This window comes from Rhodococcus sp. ACPA4, assembly GCF_002300185.1.
Lineage (GTDB): Bacteria > Actinomycetota > Actinomycetes > Mycobacteriales > Mycobacteriaceae > Rhodococcus_F > Rhodococcus_F globerula.
Window position 1 is genome coordinate 1,141,827 of the sequence record NZ_NSDY01000002.1, and the last position, 20,418, is coordinate 1,162,244.

20 protein-coding genes are annotated in these 20,418 nt (G+C 63.0%); 14 read left to right on the top strand and 6 right to left on the bottom strand.

What is annotated here, in order from left to right:
* The first annotated feature begins 41 nt into the window (after nt 1–41).
* The 5 genes from CJ178_RS28675 to dapC all read left to right on the top strand — a co-directional run bounded on the left by CJ178_RS28675 (nt 42) and on the right by dapC (nt 5,134).
* Nucleotides 42–230: a hypothetical protein gene (locus CJ178_RS28675; protein ID WP_033234459.1), complete on the top strand. Its 189-nt coding sequence runs from the start codon at nt 42–44 to the stop codon at nt 228–230.
* Nucleotides 231–325: 95 nt separating this feature from the next.
* A complete protein-coding gene (locus CJ178_RS28680) occupies nt 326–2,878 on the top strand; it encodes a bifunctional FO biosynthesis protein CofGH (protein WP_045069893.1) in 2,553 nt (850 codons plus the stop codon).
* Entirely contained in the window at nt 2,878–3,636 is a 759-nt protein-coding gene (locus tag CJ178_RS28685; RefSeq protein WP_033234457.1) for a hypothetical protein, read from the top strand. Before CJ178_RS28680 ends, CJ178_RS28685 begins: the two co-directional genes overlap by 1 nt.
* A gap of 59 nt (nt 3,637–3,695) precedes the next feature.
* Entirely contained in the window at nt 3,696–4,019 is a 324-nt protein-coding gene (gene fdxA, locus CJ178_RS28690; protein ID WP_033234456.1) for a ferredoxin, read from the top strand.
* Between the two features lie 5 nt (nt 4,020–4,024).
* Nucleotides 4,025–5,134 carry a succinyldiaminopimelate transaminase gene (dapC, locus tag CJ178_RS28695; RefSeq protein ID WP_095888528.1) on the top strand — a complete coding sequence of 370 codons (1,110 nt, stop codon included), beginning with the start codon at nt 4,025–4,027 and terminating at the stop codon, nt 5,132–5,134.
* Here the strand turns inward: dapC and CJ178_RS28700 are convergent.
* Together CJ178_RS28700 and CJ178_RS28705 are read right to left on the bottom strand one after the other, a co-directional pair.
* Nucleotides 5,131–6,783 carry a thiamine pyrophosphate-binding protein gene (locus tag CJ178_RS28700; protein ID WP_095888529.1) on the bottom strand — a complete coding sequence of 551 codons (1,653 nt, stop codon included), beginning with the start codon at nt 6,781–6,783 and terminating at the stop codon, nt 5,131–5,133. The two genes, dapC and CJ178_RS28700, sit on opposite strands and share 4 nt — an antisense overlap.
* Nucleotides 6,780–7,556, bottom strand: a complete 777-nt coding sequence (locus CJ178_RS28705; RefSeq protein ID WP_095888728.1) for a cyclase family protein — start codon at nt 7,554–7,556, stop codon at nt 6,780–6,782. The genes CJ178_RS28700 and CJ178_RS28705 overlap by 4 nt, the downstream gene beginning before the upstream one ends.
* Nucleotides 7,557–7,658: 102 nt before the next feature.
* Between CJ178_RS28705 and pruA the strand changes: the two genes are divergently transcribed.
* The 4 genes from pruA (at nt 7,659) to CJ178_RS28725 (ending at nt 13,387) form a co-directional block, all read left to right on the top strand.
* A complete protein-coding gene (pruA, locus tag CJ178_RS28710; RefSeq protein ID WP_095888530.1) occupies nt 7,659–9,293 on the top strand; it encodes an L-glutamate gamma-semialdehyde dehydrogenase in 1,635 nt (544 codons plus the stop codon).
* Nucleotides 9,290–10,231 carry a proline dehydrogenase family protein gene (locus CJ178_RS28715; RefSeq protein WP_095888531.1) on the top strand — a complete coding sequence of 314 codons (942 nt, stop codon included), beginning with the start codon at nt 9,290–9,292 and terminating at the stop codon, nt 10,229–10,231. The genes pruA and CJ178_RS28715 overlap by 4 nt, the downstream gene beginning before the upstream one ends.
* 44 nt (nt 10,232–10,275) lie before the next feature.
* Nucleotides 10,276–11,694, top strand: coding sequence for an acyl-CoA synthetase (locus CJ178_RS28720; protein ID WP_095888532.1), 1,419 nt, complete (start codon nt 10,276–10,278; stop codon nt 11,692–11,694).
* Nucleotides 11,695–11,791: 97 nt separating this feature from the next.
* On the top strand, nt 11,792–13,387 hold the full coding sequence (locus CJ178_RS28725; protein WP_045069479.1) for a substrate-binding domain-containing protein: 1,596 nt from the start codon (nt 11,792–11,794) through the stop codon (nt 13,385–13,387).
* Here the strand turns inward: CJ178_RS28725 and map are convergent.
* Nucleotides 13,384–14,145, bottom strand: a complete 762-nt coding sequence (map, locus tag CJ178_RS28730; protein WP_033234450.1) for a type I methionyl aminopeptidase — start codon at nt 14,143–14,145, stop codon at nt 13,384–13,386. The genes CJ178_RS28725 and map overlap by 4 nt on opposite strands.
* A gap of 54 nt (nt 14,146–14,199) precedes the next feature.
* Between map and CJ178_RS28735 the strand changes: the two genes are divergently transcribed.
* The gene (locus CJ178_RS28735; RefSeq protein WP_045069480.1) at nt 14,200–14,454 is read left to right on the top strand and encodes a helix-turn-helix domain-containing protein; all 255 of its coding nucleotides are present in this window, start codon (nt 14,200–14,202) and stop codon (nt 14,452–14,454) included.
* Here CJ178_RS28735 and CJ178_RS28740 read toward each other — a convergent pair.
* The gene (locus tag CJ178_RS28740; RefSeq protein ID WP_095888729.1) at nt 14,451–15,662 is read right to left on the bottom strand and encodes an HNH endonuclease; all 1,212 of its coding nucleotides are present in this window, start codon (nt 15,660–15,662) and stop codon (nt 14,451–14,453) included. The two genes, CJ178_RS28735 and CJ178_RS28740, sit on opposite strands and share 4 nt — an antisense overlap.
* Before the next feature lie 196 nt (nt 15,663–15,858).
* Between CJ178_RS28740 and CJ178_RS33405 the strand changes: the two genes are divergently transcribed.
* From CJ178_RS33405 to CJ178_RS28750, 3 genes are read left to right on the top strand one after another with little or no spacing between them, the layout of a single operon-like run.
* Nucleotides 15,859–16,047: a hypothetical protein gene (locus tag CJ178_RS33405; RefSeq protein ID WP_233364204.1), complete on the top strand. Its 189-nt coding sequence runs from the start codon at nt 15,859–15,861 to the stop codon at nt 16,045–16,047.
* Nucleotides 16,035–16,445 (top strand): hypothetical protein, encoded by a 411-nt coding sequence (locus CJ178_RS33410; protein ID WP_052683601.1) that lies wholly within the window; start codon nt 16,035–16,037, stop codon nt 16,443–16,445. Before CJ178_RS33405 ends, CJ178_RS33410 begins: the two co-directional genes overlap by 13 nt.
* A gap of 60 nt (nt 16,446–16,505) precedes the next feature.
* Nucleotides 16,506–16,931, top strand: coding sequence for a protein-tyrosine phosphatase family protein (locus tag CJ178_RS28750; RefSeq protein ID WP_045069483.1), 426 nt, complete (start codon nt 16,506–16,508; stop codon nt 16,929–16,931).
* Between the two features lie 12 nt (nt 16,932–16,943).
* On the opposite strand, the gene CJ178_RS28755 is transcribed toward CJ178_RS28750, so the two are convergent.
* Both CJ178_RS28755 and dapD read right to left on the bottom strand, forming a co-directional pair.
* Nucleotides 16,944–18,335 (bottom strand): amino acid permease, encoded by a 1,392-nt coding sequence (locus CJ178_RS28755; protein ID WP_095888533.1) that lies wholly within the window; start codon nt 18,333–18,335, stop codon nt 16,944–16,946.
* Nucleotides 18,335–19,288 (bottom strand): 2,3,4,5-tetrahydropyridine-2,6-dicarboxylate N-succinyltransferase, encoded by a 954-nt coding sequence (dapD, locus tag CJ178_RS28760; RefSeq protein WP_033234446.1) that lies wholly within the window; start codon nt 19,286–19,288, stop codon nt 18,335–18,337. Before dapD ends, CJ178_RS28755 begins: the two co-directional genes overlap by 1 nt.
* 49 nt (nt 19,289–19,337) lie before the next feature.
* Here dapD and dapE point away from each other — a divergent pair, with 49 nt between their 5' ends.
* Nucleotides 19,338–20,408, top strand: a complete 1,071-nt coding sequence (dapE, locus tag CJ178_RS28765; protein WP_257013499.1) for a succinyl-diaminopimelate desuccinylase — start codon at nt 19,338–19,340, stop codon at nt 20,406–20,408.
* Nucleotides 20,409–20,418: the final 10 nt, after the last annotated feature.

A 20,418-nucleotide genomic window follows, 5' to 3' on the forward strand; every position in this document is an offset into this window, starting at 1 on the left:
CACCCTATGGTGGAGTGTGGCGACCATGAAGGGAGCACGTGATGACTGAACAGGATTCGGCATTCAGCTCGGAGGCACCGGAGTCCGATGCTCTGGAACAGGCAACACCGGTAGATCCGAATACTCCCGACGAACCTGACCTGACCGATATTCCGCTCGACGCGCCCGCGGCCGATGTTGTCGATCAGCGGCGTGAAGTTGCGATCGACGAGGAGTATCCACCTAGCTGAGTTCTGGTACTTCCGGCACCGAGTGGCAGTAGTCGTCGGGTATGGCGCATGATCGCTAGGTGAACCGAACTGGTGATGACTCCGTCAAACCCACGATGCTTCCGATGCCTGGACTGTCCGCGTCGGCAACTGGGACCGCGTCGCCGAGCCCATCAGCGATGCGACGCGTGCTGCGCCGCGCTCGCGACGGCGCGACGCTGAACGTGGACGAGGCAACGACGCTGCTGCAGGCCCGGGGAACCGACCTCGCGGACCTGTGCGCGTCGGCGGCCAAGGTTCGGGACGCGGGTTTGTTAGCCGCCGGCCGCCCGAATACGGTGACGTACTCGCGCAAGGTGTTCATTCCGCTGACCCACCTGTGCCAGGACAAGTGCCACTACTGCACGTTTGTCAAGGTCCCTGGCAAGTTGCGGGCCGAGGGACGCGGCATGTACCTCGAACCGGATGAGATCCTCGAGATTGCTCGTCAGGGCGCTGAATTAGGTTGCAAGGAAGCACTGTTCACCTTGGGGGATCGTCCGGAAGCGCGCTGGCCGGAAGCAAAGCAGTGGCTCGACGAGCGTGGATACGATTCGACTCTGGACTACCTGCGGGCGATGTCGATTCGGGTGCTCGAGGAAACCGGTCTTCTTCCGCACCTCAACCCCGGTGTGATGAGCTGGCAGGAACTTTCGCGCCTCAAGCCGGTGGCGCCGTCGATGGGCATGATGCTCGAGACCACCGCTACCAGGCTGTTCACGGACAAGGGTGAATGCCATTACGGCAGCCCGGACAAGGACCCGGCCGTCCGGTTGCGGACCCTGACCGATGCGGGTCGCCTCAACGTGCCGTTCACCACCGGCATTCTGGTCGGCATCGGCGAGAACTTTGCCGAGCGGGCCGAGTCGATCATGGCGATCCGTAAGTCGCAGAAGGCTTTCGGTCATATTCAGGAAGTCATCATCCAGAACTTCCTGGCCAAGCCCGACACTGCGATGCGAGACTCCCCGGACGCCTCGCTTGACGAGTTCCTCGCGGCGATCGCCGTTGCTCGTCTGCTGCTCGGTCCGTCGATGCGGATTCAGAGCCCGCCGAATCTGGTCTCGAACAGCGAGTGCCTGGCACTTCTCGGCGCGGGCGTCGACGACTGGGGCGGGGTATCGCCCCTGACTCCCGATCACGTCAACCCCGAGCGTCCGTGGCCCAACCTCGAGACTCTGGCAGCGATCAGTGCGGAAGGCGGCTTCACGCTCACCGAACGCACCGCCGCTCAGCCCGCCTACGTCCTGGCCGGTGCTCCCTGGATCGACCCGCGGATCGCCGGTCACGTTCAGGCACTTGCCGATCCGAAGACCGGACTGGCCAAACTCGACACCAAGCCGGTGGGCCGGCCGTGGCAGGAACCGGACGAATCCTGGGAGTCGAGCGGACGCGTCGACCTCAATACCGAGATCGACACCGACGGCCGCAACACCGAGACTCGCAGCGACCTGGGCAGTGCCTTCGGTGACTGGGAAACCGTGCGTGAGCAGGTTCTGGAATTGAGTGCTCCGGTTCGCGTCGACACGGATCTTCTTGCGGCACTGCGCAGTGCCGAGCGTGATCCCGCCGGGTGCTCGGACGACGAATACCTGGCGCTGGCGACCGCGGAGGGCCCAGGCCTTGAAGCCGTTGTGGCACTGGCAGATGCGCTCCGCAAGGATGCCATCGGCGAAGACGTCACCTACGTCGTGAACCGGAACATCAACTTCACCAACATCTGCTACACCGGCTGCCGATTCTGCGCATTTGCGCAGCGCAAGGGCGACGCCGACGCTTTCACGCTCTCGGCCGAGGAAGTAGCGGACCGGGCGTGGGAGGCGCACGTCGCCGGCGCCACCGAAGTCTGCATGCAGGGCGGAATTGACCCGGAACTACCGGTCACCGGTTACGCGGATCTGGTGCGTGCGGTCAAGAAGCGCGTACCGTCGATGCACGTCCACGCGTTCTCGCCGATGGAAATCGTCAACGGTGCTTCACGTAGTGGTGAGAGCATCCGCGACTGGCTCACTGCGCTGCGCGAAGCCGGTCTCGACACGATCCCCGGTACGGCAGCGGAGATCCTCGACGACGAGGTGCGCTGGATTCTGACCAAGGGCAAATTGCCGACGGCGGAGTGGATCGAAGTGGTCACCACGGCGCACGAAGTGGGCCTGCGATCGAGTTCGACCATGATGTACGGGCACGTCGATCAGCCGCACCACTGGGTCGGCCATCTCAACGTGCTACGTGGAATCCAAGACCGTACAGGCGGATTCACGGAGTTCGTGTTGCTGCCTTTCGTGCATCAGAGCGCCCCGCTGTATCTGGCGGGTGCGTCCCGTCCCGGCCCGACCATTCGCGACAACCGCGCGGCGCACGCGCTTGCCCGCATCATGCTGCACGGGCGGATCTCCAACATCCAGACCAGCTGGGTCAAACTGGGTATCACCGGAACGCAGATGATGCTCAACGGCGGCGCCAACGACCTCGGCGGAACCCTGATGGAAGAGACCATCTCCCGGATGGCCGGGTCCGAGCACGGCAGCGAGAAGACCGTCGCAGAACTGCGGGCGATCGCCGAAGGCATCGGTCGACCGGCTCGTGAGCGCACCACCACGCACGCGCGTCGTGACGGGGTGGCCGTCTGATGGCAGACATCCTGGGTGATCGCCGAGTAGTCGAGGTGCTCGATCGAGCGGTCTGGGGCATCAACCCGGTCCTCGACCTCGCGTACAGCGATCCGTTCGGCATCAAGCGTCGTAGTTTCGAGCCCACGGACCCCGAGCGCAGCGCGGCAGAGACAGTTCTCGACGCCGTTGCCTGGGTTCTGGACGTGATCAAGTTCCCCGGTACCGCGGCGTGGTCCGTCATGACGGATGAGCAGCGATCGAAATGGTGGACCACCCGACTTGGCGCCCTCAACACGGTCGCTGTGGCATTTCCCGGAATTTTCGGGGTTTTGCTCAACCGGTTTCCGATCCAGGACTTGCTGGCCTTTGCCAACCAGGCTGTTGTCCTGGTGGCCGTCGCCCGCGAGCACGGCGTGACGGAACGTGATCAGCAGGTTGACCTCCTGGCGTCCGTTCTCTGTCGCCGAGAAGTCAGCACTCGCGATCTGCTGGACGATGAGGACTTCACCGAAAAGGCTGTCACCAGTACGGATGGGACATGGCGACCATTCGCTCTGATCGGAACGCTGTGGCAAACCGCACAAACTTTTCGAGCAATCGGCGACGAACTGCATAAGCGTCCTCTGCGCACCAAGCCGTACGAGATCGTCGGGAAGATTCCGGTGATCGGCGTGGTCGCGGACTATTTCGGTGAGCGCGGCGCGCTTGTGCGGGCCGCGTCCGCGGGCGAGAAGTGGATCGCGATTCGGTCGCGGAACGCCACCACAGTAGGCTGAAATGTGTTAAGTCGCTTGCGCGCAGCAGGCGCACCTCTGGAAGGCAGGGAGAGAAGGCAGTGACCTACACGATTGCTGAACCGTGTGTAGATGTGATGGACAAGGCATGTATCGAAGAATGCCCCGTCGACTGCATCTACGAGGGTGGACGCATGCTCTACATCCACCCCGACGAATGTGTCGACTGCGGCGCGTGTGAACCTGTCTGCCCTGTCGAAGCGATCTTCTACGAAGACGACGTTCCGGAGCAGTGGAGCCCCTACATCAGCGCAAACGTCGATTTCTTCGACAACCTCGGCTCACCGGGTGGAGCCGCCAAGCTCGGCAAGGTCGACTACGACACGCCGTTCATCAAGGCGCTGCCTCCCATGGGTGAGGAATAGAGATCTTGTCTCGTACTCCGGTGGCCGCCGGGCTTCCCGATTTTCCCTGGGACTCCCTGGCGGATGTCACAGCCACGGCACACGCACATCCCGACGGCATCGTGAATCTGTCGGTGGGCACCCCGGTGGATCCGGTGGACCCGCTCATCCAGGAAGCTCTTGCATCCGTTGCGGAGATTCCGGGCTACCCGACCACCCACGGCACCCTCTCCCTGCGTGAGGCGATCGCCGCGTCACTCGATCGGCGATACAACATCCCCGATATCGACCCGGCGGCAGTGCTGCCCGCGATCGGTACCAAGGAAATGATCGCGTGGCTGCCGACCCTTCTGGGTCTAGGCGGCGACGATCTTGTGGTCATTCCGGAGTTGGCATACCCCACCTACGAGGTTGCCGCGAAGCTCGCAGGCGCTCGGATCTTGCGGGCCGACGGCTTGAACAAGCTCGGTCCCGAATCGGCGTCGCTGATCTTCGTGAACTCACCGTCCAACCCCACCGGCAAGGTTCTCGGTCTCGAGCACCTGCAGAAGGTGGTGGCGTGGGCACGTGAGCGCGGAGCCATCGTCGTATCCGACGAGTGCTACCTCGGCCTGACCTGGGAATCGGACGCACTGTCCATCCTTGATCCCCGTGTGAACGACGGCGACCTGACCGGTCTGCTGGCCGTGCACTCACTGTCGAAGACATCGAACCTCGCGAGCTATCGCGCCGGTTTTGTCACCGGAGATCCGGCATTGGTCGCGGAACTTCTCGAAGTCCGCAAGCACGCTGGAATGATTCTGCCGCTGCCCATCCAGGCCGCGATGGAAGCCGCGCTCGGCGACGATCTGCACGAGAACGTGCAGCGTGAGCGTTACCGTGAGCGTCGGACCATCCTGCTCGACGCGGTGCGCAGTGCAGGATTCACCGTCGACAATTCCGAAGCCGGCCTGTACCTGTGGGCTACGCGGGGCGAGGCCTGCCGGGACACTGTTGCCTGGTTCGCGGAGCGAGGCATCCTGGTTGCGCCGGGCGAGTTCTACGGCCCGACCGGCGGTCAGCACGTGCGGATCGCACTGACCGCCACGGACGAGCGGATTGCCGCTGCGGCAAAGCGGCTGACGACAAGCCTTTAGTGGCCCTTAAAGGCTTCGGCTAACCACCAGGATCCGCCGTCGCTGCTGATCTTGGCGTCGATGACAAGCGGGCCACTACGTGGCCCGCTTACCCATGTACGCACGGCGTCCAGGTCTCGGGCCGTGCGTACCGTGAGGCCGTCGGCGCCGTAACCGCGGGCAATGGCCGCGAGATCGGTGTCCGGGAAGGTCACGGTAGTGCGGTCAGTGTCTGGGTCGGTGAAATGATGGACTTCGGCCCCGTACACGCTGTCGTTGTAGACCACGATCAGCAGGGGAAGTTTCAGCCGCGCAACGGTTTCCAGCTCCGAAATGCCCATCAGGAAGCCGCCGTCGCCGAGGGCTGCAACGGGCAGACGATCCGGCTGCGCCAACGCGGTGCCGATAGCGGTGGCCAATCCCAATCCGATGGACTGGAAAGCCTGCGTGAAACAGAAACCGAAGTGATCCGGCACCGACAGGTAGGCGCTGGGGTATCCCATGAAGTTCCCCGAATCCACAGACACCGTGCGCTCCGTGGGGAGGATGCTGTCGAGTTCGAGTGAGAGCAACCGGGGATCTATCGAGTGCTCGGTGCTGAGATCCTCGAACGGAACCTGACTCCACTTCGATTCCGTCGCAATCGAATCCCGAACCGCATCGGTGCGGTAGCCGACCCGGACGGGTGCCTTGTCGAGTGCGTCCAAGGCGTCGGTGGCCGTGGCCGCGCTGTCGCCGACAATGCCGAGGTGGATCGGCCGGTGGGCACCCAGTGCGGCGGAGTCGAGATCGATTTGAACAACCGTCGTGTCTTTGCCGATCAGATGTCCCTGGCGCATGGTCCACATGTTGAGCGCGCATCCCCATCCGACAACAAGGTCGGCGCCGGCGATGAGTTCCGCGGATCGAGGGGACGAGAACCCGCCGGAGATGCCGAGGGAGAAAGGATCCGAGTGGAACAAGCCGTTAGCAACGGCAGATGTCGCAACCAACGCGCCGGTGTGGCGGGCAAGTTCCGCGATCTCAGGTCCGGCGTCACGAGCACCGCGTCCGGCCACGAAAACGGGGCGGTCGGCGGCGGCAAGTAGTTCGAGGAACTTTTCGAGCGCGATCCCATCCGGCCGAATATGTTGGAGTGCAGGCGCATTGGGTGGCGTGTTTGCACTGGCCGCGATCTGGCTTTGCATATCGAGCGGAAGATTCAGTACGACGGTGCGGCGCTCGCGCCAGGCAGTATTGAACGCTCGAACGGTATCCGCGACAGCAGAATCCGCGCTGTGTACCCGCTCGGCCACTGCGCCCACGCTCCGAGCGAGACCGTCCTGGTCGATCTTGAAGTTGGATTGCACTGCCGCGCCGGCGGTATCGGCGGTCAGCACGATGAGCGGGGTGCGACTCTTGGCGGCTTCGGTGATGCCGGTCAGAGCATTGGTCAAACCACATCCCTGATGGGTGGTGACCACGGCGACCGTTCCGGACATGCGCGCGTAGGCATCGGCCATGGTGGCAGCGCCGCCCTCGTGCCGGGCGGCGACAAACGGAACTCCGTGCCGCCGTAGCGCATTGGTGACGGTGAAGTTTCCGCTGCCGACTACCCCGAACGCATACCCGACGCCCAACTCTGCGAGGGTGCGTCCGACCAGGTCGGCAACGGTATTCACGAGCGTCACGAGCGCTCGACCAATGCAAAGACCCGGGCCGGACTGCCGGTTCCCCCGACGATCGGCAGGGGTGAGACCACGAGTACAGCGCCGAGTGTCGGCAGCTTGTCGACATTCAGCAACTGGGTGAGTCCGTATTTGTTGTTGCCCAACAGGTAGTAGTGCGCCGGAAACATCGGCTCGAAACCGCCTGCGGCGCCGGCATCGATTCCCACCGTCTCCACTCCGAAACCGCTGATCGGACTCGATTCGGCCAGCCACTTCGCTGCCGCTGCCGAGATACCCGGGGTGTGCGGGCCGTCGGCGTCGGCGTTGGCAAAGCGCTCCGGGTCGCCCACCCGCGAACCCCATCCGGTGCGCAGGATCAGCCACGCGCCCTCGGGAAGGGGCTCGTTCTCTGATTCCCAGGCTTCGATGTGCTCGGGTTCGAGCACGAAGTCCGCGTTCTTCTCGACCTCGGCGGTGACGTCGATGACGGCGATGGGGCCGATCAACCGGTTCGGCGGGATCTGATCGACGCTCAGCCCGTCGCGGCCGCTCACCCAGTGCGTCGGTGCATCGAGGTGGGTTCCGGTGTGCTCACCGGTGTGCAGATTGTTCCAGCTCCACATCGGACCGGCGTCGTCGAAATTGCTGACGGGTTCGAGGCTGGCGGGGATGGTGTTGGCAAACGGCTCGGGCAGCGACAGGACCGGGGTGGTGGAACTCAAGGGGGCGGTGAGGTCGACGATCTGGATGGACTGTGAACCGATTTTTGTGAGCAGGTCGTTCAGTGTGGTCATGAGCCATCCTTCGATTCGAGCGCTGCGGGTGTATTCGCACACTATCGAGGGCATTCCAGGGGAGATACTGAAGGTAGGCGTTTTTCGGTTACGGAGGGCGATATGGACGGCGTTACCGCAGTTCCGATTCCGGCCAACGAGCCGGTTCATTCCTATGCGCCCGGTAGCCCCGAGCGGAAAAGGCTCCGATCGGCTTTGCGGACTGTGTCCGACGAGCACCTCGAGATTCCGCATGTGATCGGTGGAGTGGAGGTGCGCGGCTCGGGTGCGTCGGTTGATGTTGTCGAACCGCACCGCCGCGCCCACGTCCTCGGCACGTTTCACAACGGCACCGGTGACGACGCTGCCCGGGCGATCGAGGCCGCGTCCGCAGCAGCACCGGGTTGGCGCGAACTGTCGTTCGACGACCGAGCTGCCGTGCTTTTGAGAGCTGCCGACCTTCTGTCCGGGCCCTGGCGCGAGCGGATCGCGGCGGCAACGATGTTGGGTCAGTCGAAGTCGGTGCAGCAGGCCGAGATTGACGCGCCTTGCGAGTTGGTGGACTTCTGGCGATTCAACGTGCACTTCGCGCGTCAGATCCTGGAGGAACAGCCGCAGTCGTCGCCGGGCGTCTGGAATCGGATGGACTACCGGCCGCTCGAGGGGTTTGTCTACGCAGTCACGCCGTTCAATTTCACCGCGATTGCCGGCAATCTTCCGACCGCCCCGGCGCTGATGGGCAACACCGTTCTCTGGAAGCCGTCACCAACTCAGAGCGTGGCGGCGTATCTGACGCTGCAACTGCTCGAAGAAGCGGGTCTGCCTCCTGGCGTGATCAACCTGGTGACCGGCGATGGCCCGGACATTTCCGCAGTGGCACTGCAGGATCGACGTCTCGCGGGAATTCACTTCACAGGTTCGACCCGAACATTCAAGTCACTGTGGGCGCAGGTAGGTGCGAACATCGACAAATATGCAGGTTATCCGCGTCTGGTCGGCGAGACCGGCGGCAAGGACTTTGTTGTCGCGCATTCCTCGGCGGACCCGGAGATCCTCACGACTGCGCTGATCCGAGGTGCCTACGAATACCAAGGTCAGAAGTGTTCGGCGGCCTCACGCGCCTACATCCCCCGAAGTCTGTGGACATCGATGCGGGACGGCTTTCTCGGGCAGGTCGACGCAATCAGCTACGGCGACGTCAACGATCTCGAGAACTTCGGCGGCGCCGTCATCGACCGTCGGGCGTTCGACAAGAGTGCGGCGGCAATCGAACGGGCGGGGGCCACCGCCGGTATCACGATCGCGGTCGGCGGCAAGTCCGACGACAGCGTCGGATACTTCGTGCGGCCGACGGTCCTGCTGGTGGACGATCCACGTGACCAGGCCATGACCGACGAGTATTTCGGTCCGATCCTCTCGATTCACGTCTACGACGACGATTCCTTTGCCCAGATCCTGGAAGAGGTGGATGCTGCGACGCCATACGCGTTGACGGGATCGATTTTTGCCACCGACCGAGCGGCAGTAGCTCAGGCAACCGCCGCATTGCGATTCACGGCCGGCAATTTCTACGTCAACGACAAGCCGAGCGGAGCGGTAGTGGGGCAACAACCTTTTGGTGGCGCCCGCGGATCCGGCACCAACGACAAGGCGGGTTCGCCCATCAACCTGTTGCGCTGGGTGTCGGCCCGTACGGTCAAGGAAACCTTTGTCGCTCCGACGGACTACCGATATCCGCACCAGGGGAACGAGACGTGAAACCGTCTGCTGTGCTTACCAATTCGCTACGCCCCGTCATCCTGGCGGCCGCTCGTTCTCCTCGATGCGAGCATGCGATTACCCGGGCGCCGCTCAGCTGTCAAGTGGTGAACCGGTTTGTCGCCGGCCGCGAGCGCAGTGACGCGATAGCGGTGGTGAGCCGATTACTCGACGACGGTCGGTACGTCTCCGTCGACTTCCTGGGAGAGAACGTCACGGACGCAGGGTCGGCGCGGGCAACCGTGCACGAATACCTGTCGCTGATCGAGGAATTGGGGAAGTTTTCCGGCGCGCTTGCTCCGGTACCGCCGGTCGAGGTGTCGGTGAAACTGTCGTCGTTGGGCGCAGAGTTGAATACCGATGTAGCCGCCGAAAACGCTCGAACTATTTGCGCGGCAGCTCAGTCCGCCGGAGTGTGGGTGACCGTGGACGCGGAGGATCACACCACCACCGATGCGACGCTCGCGACCGTGCGATCGTTGCGCGCCGATTTCCCGTGGCTGGGCACTGTCCTGCAGGCCTACCTGCGGCGCACCGAATCGGATTGCCTCGCTTTCGATGATGCGCGGATCCGGCTGTGCAAGGGTGCGTACAACGAGCCCGAGGCGGTGGCCTATATCCGGCGCGAGGATGTGACGGCGTCGTACCTGCGGTGTCTCGATATCCTGTGCCGGGGAACGGGATACCCGATGGTGGCGTCGCATGATCCGGTGGTGATCGCGGCGGCGGCGCGGATGTTTTGTGGTGTCGAGCGATTCGAGTACCAGATGTTGTTCGGTATCCGGGAACCCGAGCAAGCACGGCTGGTTGCCGAGGGGCAGCACGTCCGGACATATGTTCCGTACGGCTCCGCGTGGTACCCGTATTTCATGCGCAGGCTCGCGGAACGGCCGGCGAATCTTGCGTTCTTCCTGCGCTCGGTCGTGGCCAGACAGTGATGCTGCGACGCAGTGGGATTTCTGCGTTGTGAGATGCTGTCAAAATGCTGCTTCGATCACTGAATCCCCTTGCCATCGCCCGCGGCGACGACGTCGACGACGCGATCACCATCGGGGATACGGTTCTCTCGCGCAGCCATATTCTCGGCGCTGCCACGTCGGTGGCAGAGCGGGTTGCGCAGGCCGAGCGTGTTGCGGTGCTGGCGACTCCCACGGCAAAGACCATCCTGGCGGTAGTCGGAGCGCTCATCGCAGGCGTCACTGTTGTGCCTGTGCCACCGGATTCGGGAACAGCCGAACGTGAACACATACTGAAGGACTCCGGCGCCCAGGCGTGGCTGGGGGAGACCGACGAATTGTGCGTCGGCCTGCCGGTGGTTCCGGTTCGCCTGCACGCCCGTTCGTGGCACAGCTACCCGGAACCGGCGCCGCAATCCACTGCATTTGTCCTCTACACCTCGGGAACGACCGGACCGCCGAAGGGTGTGCTGCTGAGTCGGCAGGCAATTGCCGCAGGTATCGATGCCTTGGCGGAGGCCTGGCAGTGGACACACCGAGACACCGTTGTCCACGGATTGCCTCTCTTTCACGTCCACGGACTGATCCTGGGCGTGCTCGGACCACTACGAGTGGGCAGCCGGTTGGTCCACACTGTGAAACCGACACCGCAGGCGTACGCGGACGCCGGCGGCTCCCTCTACTTCGGGGTGCCGACGGTGTGGTCGCGAATTGCCGACGACGAAGCGTCGGCGCGGGCGTTGGCTTCGGCCCGGCTGCTCGTCTCCGGTAGCGCACCGCTGCCCGTGCCGGTATTCGAGAAGCTGCGCGCCCTCACCGGCCACGCGCCTATCGAGCGGTACGGAATGAGCGAGACCATGCTGACCCTCAGCACCCGTGCGGACGGCGAGCGTCGGCCAGGCTGGGTGGGTTTACCGGTGCGCGGGGTCGAGACCCGGTTGCGCGACGAGGCCGGTAACGACGTGCCTCACGACGGCGAGAGCATCGGTGGACTTCAGGTTCGTGGACCCATGCTGTTCGACGGATACCTCAATCGCCCTGATGCCACTGCCGAATCGTGGACCGAGGACGGTTTCTTCAAGACCGGTGACGTCGCGGTCGTCGACGAGGGGGGATTCCACCGCATCGTGGGCCGTGAATCCATCGATCTGATCAAGACGGGTGGCTTCCGAGTGGGTGCCGGCGAGATCGAGACGGCCATCCTGGGGCATCCCGGTGTCGCTGAGGTCGCGGTTGTCGGCGTTCCCGATCCTGATCTCGGCCAGCGGATCGTGGCATGGGTTGTTCGGCGGCCCTCAACACCCGAGGTCACAGAACCGGACCTCGTGGATCTGGTGGGTGCGCAGTTGTCCGCGCACAAGCGTCCACGCGAAATTTGGTTTGTCGACACCCTGCCGCGGAACGCGATGGGCAAGGTGCAAAAGCGCTTGTTACTGCCCGAATAATCTTGTTTGGTTGGTTTTTCTGTGTTTTTCGCTACACTACCCGCCGGTAAGACTTGCTCCAGTTGCGTGCGCAACTGGCATCGGAGGGACAGGTTTCATGGCGGGCGGACGGCATTCGAGCGCTGACAGCGGGCGATCATTCGGTTTTTACGCAGTCGGCGGGATGGTTGCGCTGGCGCTCGTTGCCACCGGAATTGTCGTCTTCAAGTCCGTGCAACCCGATACCTGCGACAGCGTCGAAGACTTCACCCTGGCAGCAGACCCGTCCATCGCGCCGTCGATATCCGAGGTGTTGGCCGGAACCACCCCGGAGCAGACGGACTGCATGCACGTCGTTGTCGAAGCAGCACTGCCAGGCGACGTGGTCGGACGATTGGGTAAGGGCGCCGATGCACCGGATCTGTGGATTCCGGACTCCACGTCGTGGATCAGCAAAGCAGCCCTCACCGCGGCCGGTCCGGTTGCCGCCGCCGGCGGTTCCATCGCGACGTCTCCAGTGGTGCTGGCATCCGGGGGTGAGGAGTTTGCCGACTGGCTGTCGGTGCTCCAAGTGCCCGATCTTGCCCTCGGCAATCCGCTGTCCACCGGAATCGCGTCCGCCCCGATCCAGGCTGCACTGGCCGAGAGTGGGAGCGGCGCGGATGCCGTTCGCACAGCTTTGGTGCCGCACGCCCAGGCCGAAAGTGTGCGCGCCGAGGACCAGCCTGTCGGCGCGAAGATGCTGACCGAACTTGTCACTACCGGCAAGGTAGGAGTGTCGACCGAACAGCAGGTCACCCAGTTCGCAAACACCGCCATCAGCGCGACGGTACCGTCCACCGGAACTGTGCTGATGGACTATCCGTTGGTGGTAAGTGCCTCGGCGCCCGATCGTCATTACGCCGCGGCGCAGAAAGCAAAAGTCCTCGCGACGCTCTTCGAGAGCCCGGAGTCACAGGAAATACTGGCTCGCAACGGTTTTCGCGACCCGTCCGGCCAGGGACAGGTAGATGGGGGCGTCGGAGCTGTCCAGGCCTTGCCGGTGCCGGACCAAGCCGCACTCGACAAGACGCTCGGATCCTGGGCATTGTTGGCTAAACCGATCCGTACTCTCGTCGCGATCGACGTGTCGTCGTCGATGGACTTCCCGGCCGCCGGTGGGAAGACCCGTATGGACCTCACGACAGCTGCCGCGCTCACCGGCAACCAGGTGTTCCCGGACAGTGTCGCAGCCGGACTCTGGGCCTTTTCCCAGGGCATGAACGGAACCCAGGACTACCAGGAACTGGTTCCGATTCGCCGCTACGACACCATGGTTGGTGGATTAACGCAGCGAAGCCTCATGGCAGAGCAGACCAAGACCTTGACGAAACTCAAGCGCGGCGCAACGGGCCTCTACGACACCACACTCGCGGCGTTTCGGAAGGTTCAGGAATCGTACGACCCGCGCGCGGTCAACAGTGTGATCATCCTGACCGACGGTGCTAATGAGGATCCGGACAGCATCACGCGCGAGCAGTTGCTCGACGTGCTCGAACGGGAGCAAGACCCAGCGCGACCGGTGATCATCGTGACCATCGGAATCACCGACGACGCCGATGCGGCTGCGCTGGCAGACATTTCACGCGTCACCGGCGGGTCCACCTACATCGCCCGTGATCCGTCGGAAATTTCCGGCGTATTTGTCAACGCATTGGCTCACCGCGGCGCTTAGCGCGTCAGGACGAGCGCATCACCGTCGGTGACGGCAATGGTGTGTTCGCTGTGCGCTGTGCGTGATCCGTCGGCCGAGCGGATGGTCCATCCGTCGTCGTCGAAGATGATCTTGTCGGTTGTGAGAGCGAACCACGGTTCGATCGCGAGGGTCAGTCCGCGTCGAAGTTTCATGCCGCGACCTGCGCGTCCGATGTTGGGGATGTGCGGATCTTCGTGCATGGTGCGGCCGAGACCGTGGCCACCGAATTCGGTATTGACGGGGTAGCCGTAATCGGCTGCGACAGCGCCGATCGCAGCGGAGATGTCGCCGAGGCGATTGCCTGGCCGGGCGACTGCAATAGCTGCGGTGAGGGCACGTTCGGTGGCTTCGATGAGGCGTTGGTCCTCGGCGCGGGGAACGCCGACGATGAGACTGCGCGCCGAGTCTGCAACCCACCCGTCGATGGAGACCGCGATGTCCATGGTCAGCAGATCGCCGTCCTGTAGCACGTAGTCGTGTGGAAGTCCGTGCAGCACTGCGTCGTTGACGGACAGGCAGATGACGTTGCGGAAGGGTCCACGTCCGAATGACGGTGAGTAGTCCCAGTAGCAGGACACGGCGCCGCGTTCTTCGATCAGGTGGCGGGCGCGGTGCTCGAGGTCGAGGAGATTGACTCCGGGCTTGGCGCGAGCAGCGAGATCGGCGAGTAGTTCGGCGATGAACGCGCCGGTGACGCGCATTGCTTCGATCTCGTTGGTTGTTTTCAGTTCCACCACAGGAATTTCCTTTCGGGCCGGTATTAAAATACCACCATACGGTACTCTGGTCGCATGGTGCGACTTCCGTTAACTCCGGCCCAGCTTGCTGTCGGTCAGCAGTTGGGCGCCTATCTGCGTCAGGCCCGCGGTGGTCGCACGCTTGTCGATGTGGCGGAGGCCGCCGCGATTTCGCCGGAAACACTGCGCAAGATCGAGACCGGGCGCATGCCGACGCCGGCGTTTGTCACGATTGCCGCACTCGCCGATGTGCTCTCGGTGCCACTCGACGAGCTTGCCCGGATCTGCCTCGCCCGCGTGACTGTTTAGGCGGCTTCGGGGCTGACCCACGGTATCGGAAGTGGCGGGGCGACCGACGAATACCGGTGGCCGGTAGGCGTTGTGGTCGTGAAGGAGTGCCTGGTGCCGGGTGCGTGATCGTCGGTTTCGGCGTACCAGTCCAATCCCTGTTTGGCGTAATTGCATGCCGCGCACAGTCCTGCACCGTTGGCTGCGCTGGTGGCGCCGCCTCTCTGGTAGTCGCGAATGTGGTCGCGATGACGAACGGGTGCGTCGCACCACGGTGTGCGGCAGCTTCGATCGCGGAGGTCGATCAACTGCGCCAGTCCCTTCGGGAAGATTCTGGACTTGGATTCCATAGCTGTCAGCTCTCCCGTGGAGGGGCAGGCATAGAGTCTCCGGATGTCTTTGCCGGACTGCGCAATCCATTCCCGGGCAATGCCGGCGGGGATAGGTCCGTAACCGTTGACGTGTGCGGGGTCTGTGGCATCGCCGAAGAGTGCTTGGTCGGAAATCACAAGATTCACTGTGACGGGTGTGGGCGTTGCGCGCCCGATTCCGGTGACTCGCTCGACGACGAGATCGGCCATGATCTGAGTGCGAGTGCGATCATCGCCACGCGCGAGGATGGAATCTGCATCTCGCATCAATGTGGCGTGAACGGCAACCCCTTCCGTGACAGGGAGCAGAACACTGAGGTAGCACATAGTGTCGGGGGCCGGGCGTGATGTCACCCGCCGGTCACCTACGGCTTTGCAGGCGCGCCGGACTACGCTTTCGGCATCTACCTCGGCGGTGCGTGCGCGGATTCTGGCGGTCAATTGTTGGTCTCCGCAGCCGGCCAGGTTATCTGCGTCGCAGCAGAACTCGCGATCGAGTGCGGCGCGATCTTGGACAGTGAGGCAGGCGGTTTCGCGCATGAGAATGGTGGCCCGCTGCTCGTTGATGGCACCGTAGATCAATAGTTTGAGTGTGTAGGGCATCTCGTCGTTCAATGCGCGGGCAAGACTCAGGTGTTGAGTGCCTGACCAGACTGATTCGCGACGAGCGAGAGCAACTTGGGCGTTGATTCCGCGACCTTGATGTGCAACTGGAACGCCGCGTTCACCACGGCCTTTGCGAGTGGAAGCATCCAGATCAGCAGCTAGCAATGCTTGTGCGCCTGCGCAACTGGCTTTCAGTTCCTCGAGTGCGCGCAGCAAGTCTATGCGTGCTGCATTGTCGACGGAACGATCCATGTCGATGAGTACTGAACGAAACTGTTTAATCGTGTGGTCGGAAACTGCGGTCGTCATCATTGCCCCCCGGTAATGTCGAACGTGTATTCGATCTTACCGTCGAACATCCACCTGCGCAATAGCTTTGACCAGAAAGAAGGTCTTTGGCTCGAGGACATTGACGTGCGCCGCAGATTGGGACCGATACGGTGTCCTCATGCTCCGCCGATGGTTCGCAATCATGATCGTGGTACTCGCTGTCGCCGGCATCTGGCAGCTGACCACCCCTGACCGTCCTGTTGCCGTAATCGTCGACGCCGAGACTCTGGAGTGCGCGACCCCGTATCCCATCGGCCCACTCCAGGCGACACCAAGGGCGATTTCGGTCGGGCGGTGGAACTGCTGAACCGCTCGTCCTCGCACAGGACCGGGTTTCCCGGCTGCGGCGACAACTACAGCTTGGCCGTGCTGGAGGAATTCTGGTTGGTCGACGACCGAGGCCGCGCAGTACGGCCGGGGTATCCCTCCGACTCGTGTGGATCACCGAAACCCGGTGGCCTGGCCGCTGTCAAAGAATTGACGTCGGTCGGCAGTACCGAACATCGAATACTGTTGTCCGACGATCAGATCTACGAACTGTCGAATTGCCGGCCGACGTACCAACCTCCGACAACAGGTACCACGATGCCGACGTCGCTGTTGGCGGGCGGCGTTTTCTGTCGATTCTCCTCCACCGAATTTGTCGGTACATCGTCTACAACGGAGCGACAGGCATCGGACGACCTGTTGGAATCATTCCGGTAGGCCTGCGCGACCGCGAGTTTGCGTATCCGAGCGTGGCGATCACTGCAACAAGGAGCTCGAATGAATTCGTGGGATGTGGCTGCCGATGGAGTGATGCCGCTGCCGTCGGGGCGGCTGGTTCGGGGTAGGGGATTGCGCAATCTACTACCTGACGGGCCACTGCCCGATTTCGGGTTGTATGCACAAGCGCGTCAACCGTCTTCGTTTGAATGGGAAAGCCGATGGATACGCTGGCCCGACTTCTGGCTGCCAAGCGATCGCCCGGAGTTTCGGCGTGCCCTGGAGGAGCTCTTGCTGCGATCCGAAACCGAACGGGTGGAGATTGCGTGTGGCGGTGGGTTCGGTCGTACGGGAACAGCGTTGGCTTGTCTGACGGTGCTCGACGGTGTTGCCGCCGAGGGAGCGGTTGCCTACGTGCGCGAACACTATTCGCGACGAGCAGTGGAAACTCCGTGGCAGCGGCGGTTCGTTTCCAGATTCGCGTAACTCGGGAGTCCGCTAACTGGTTTCTGCGAGCGCCTTGGTCCTGCGCCACCGCGAGTTTGCGTATCCAAGCGCGGCGATCACCGCAAAAAGGACTGCCGTCGAGATCAACTGATCCCGGGCGTCTTCGTCGAACAGCATGAGGACAACAAACGCTCCGAGCATCGCCAGTGTGGCGTAACTCAGGTATGGGAACAGCCACATGCGGATGGTCAGTTTGCCTTCGGCTTCGAGTTGCTTCCGCAGCCGAAGGTGGGAGATCACGATGAAAATCCAGATGACGAGCAATGCGGCGCCGACTGCATTGAGCAGGATGCCGAGGAGGTCGTCTGGCAGAAGCCAGTTGAGCATGACGGAGACGAAGCCGAAGAACACGGACAGCAATACCGCATTGGTCGGAACTCCCGTGCTCGAGAGTTTGGCCATGAATGCGGGGCCGTCGCCGCGTCGTGACAGAGAGAAGGCCATGCGTGAGGTGCCGTAGATGTTGGCGTTGAAGGCCGACAGCAAGGCAACAACCACAACAAGTTCCATGAACCCGGCAACACCGGGGATGTTGGCCAGATTGAGGACGGAGACAAAGGGGCTTGTCTCGAGATCGGGATCGTTCCACGGCAGAACCAACACCATGATCGAGATAGCGCCGATGTAGAAGACGCTGATACGCCAGACGACGCTGCGGACGGCGAGCGCGATGGAGCGTTCCGGATTCTCCGATTCCGCCGCGGCGATGGTGACGATTTCGATACCGCCGAACGCGAAGGCAACAACAAGAAGGCCGGCAGCGACACCCGAGAACCCGTTGGGCATGAACCCGCCCTGGCCGAAGAGGTTCGAGGTTCCCACCGGGTCAGTATCGGGAAGCAGGCCGAACACCAGCAATACGCCGATGATCAGGAAGCCGATGATGACGGTGACTTTGATTGCCGCGAACCAGAATTCGAACTCGCCGAAGTTACTGACCTTGGCCAGGTTCACGATGGCAAAGAACACCACGAAGACGAGCGCGATCATCCATTGCGGTATCGACGGCAGCCATTCGTTGACGATGGCGGACGCCCCGGTGATCTCGGCGCCCAGAACCATGATGAGCATGAACCAGTAGAGCCAGCCCATCACAAAACCGGCCCACTCGCCGATCCCGAGGCGCGCGTAATGCGAGAACGAACCACTGGCGGGAATCGCAGCGCCCATCTCGCCGAGCATTCGCATCACGAAGACGACTACGGCGCCCGCGATGATGTAGGACAGTAGGACCGCGGGACCGGCCGTCGCGATACCGACGCCCGTTCCGAGAAACAGGCCGGCTCCGATGGCGGAGCCCAGGCCCATCATCGTCAGATGGCGGACCTTGAGACCCTGGCCGAGAGCGGTGGTCGTTTCTTCGGGGGCGTCGGTATTACTCATCAGTCGTTGGCGTGAAGTGCGGCATTCAGTTCGACGCCGGTGCCCTTCCACGGCACGACCTCGACGGCACCCGAAACCGAGTTGCGACGGAACAGCAGATTGGACTTGCCGCTCAGAGCCAATGCCTTGACGACGGTTCCGTCGGGGCCGGTGACCTTGGTGCCTGCGGTGACGTACAGACCGGCTTCGAGGACGCAGTCGTCGCCGAGGGAGATGCCGAGTCCGGCGTTGGCGCCGAGGAGGCAACGCTTGCCGACGGAGATCGTTTCCTTGCCGCCACCGGACAGGGTGCCCATGATTGATGCGCCGCCACCCACATCGGAACCGTCGTCGACGACAACGCCTGCGGAGATGCGGCCTTCGACCATGGAGTTACCGAGTGTGCCGGCGTTGAAGTTCACGAAGCCTTCATGCATGACAGTGGTGCCGGAGGCGAGGTGTGCGCCCAGGCGGACACGATCGGCGTCGGCGATACGGACACCCGAGGGGACGACGTAGTCGACCATGCGGGGGAACTTGTCGACGCTGAAGACGGTGACAACGCCGCGGATGCGCAGACGCGAGCGGACCTGCTCGAAGCCTTCGACAGCGCAGGGCCCGAAGTTGGTCCACACAACGTTGGCGAGGAGGCCGAACTGGCCGTCGAGGTTGACGCCGTGCGGAGCGACGAGGCGGTGGGAAAGCAGGTGAAGGCGCAGGTAGACGTCGTACGCGTCGACGGGAGCCTTGGAGAGGTCAGCGATGGTGGTGCGGACGATGACCTGCGAAACCTCGCGTGCCTCGTCGGTTCCCGCCAGCAGTGCGAGATCGGAAGGAATGTCTGTTCCCTCGACGTTCTCGGTACCGGTCGTCTCGAATGTTCCCAGCTCCGGTGCGGGGAACCAGGTGTCGAGGACGGTACCGTCCGCGGTCACGTTGGCGATACCTACTGCTGATGCTCCGTGTGCGCTCACAGGACTAGAGATTACTGGGTGCGCTGGCTGCGGGCTTAGGCTGGTGGCCGTGAGCATCCTCGATCTTGCCTCCGACCCCATCGATCTGACGGCCGCTCTGGTCGACATTCCCAGCGTTTCCCACGACGAATCCGCTATCGCGGACGCCGTCGAGGTTGCGTTGCGCGAGCAGACCAGCGGCTTCGAGATCATTCGCAACGGCAATGCGGTTCTGGCCCGGACGTCGCGCGGATTGCCGAGTCGGGTGATGCTTGCCGGTCATCTCGACACAGTTCCGATTGCGGACAATGTTCCGTCTCGTCGTGAGGGTGACATCTTGCACGGGTGCGGCACCGTGGACATGAAATCCGGCGACGCAGTGTTCCTGCATCTCGCGGCGACGATCGAGAATTTGGCCCACGACCTGACGCTGGTGTTCTACGACTGCGAGGAAATCGCCGCCGCCTACAACGGCCTCGGACGGATCGAACGCGAGATCCCGCAATGGCTTGCGGCGGATGTCGCGATTCTGGGCGAGCCGACGGCCGGGTTCATCGAGGCCGGGTGCCAGGGAACGATGCGCGTGCGCTTGACCGCGTCAGGAACCAGGGCGCATTCAGCGCGGTCCTGGTTGGGGGACAACGCGATTCACAAGTTCGGTACCGCGTTGGAGCGGATGTCGGCCTATGCGCCGCGTTCGGTGGATATCGACGGTTGTGTCTACCGCGAGGGGCTCTCAGCAGTGCGGATTTCCGGCGGCGTCGCGGGGAACGTGGTGCCGGACGCAGCCGAGATGGACGTCAACTTCAGATTTGCACCTGATCGCAGTGAGGAGCAGGCCGAGGCTCACGTGCGGGAAGTCTTCGACGGCTTGGATCTCGGATTCGAGATCACGGACTCGTCGCCTGGCGCTCTGCCCGGCTTGGCCAATCCGTCGGCCGCCGCCTTGATCGAGGCTGCGGGCGGACAGTTCCGGGCCAAGTACGGCTGGACCGATGTGTCCAGATTCTCGGCTCTCGGTATTCCCGCGGTGAATTACGGCCCCGGCGATCCGAACCTGGCGCACAAGCGTGACGAGCACGTCCCGGTGCAGCAGATCACCGACGTCGCGGCCGTGCTGAGGAAGTATTTGTCGGCCTGAGCGTTAGCCT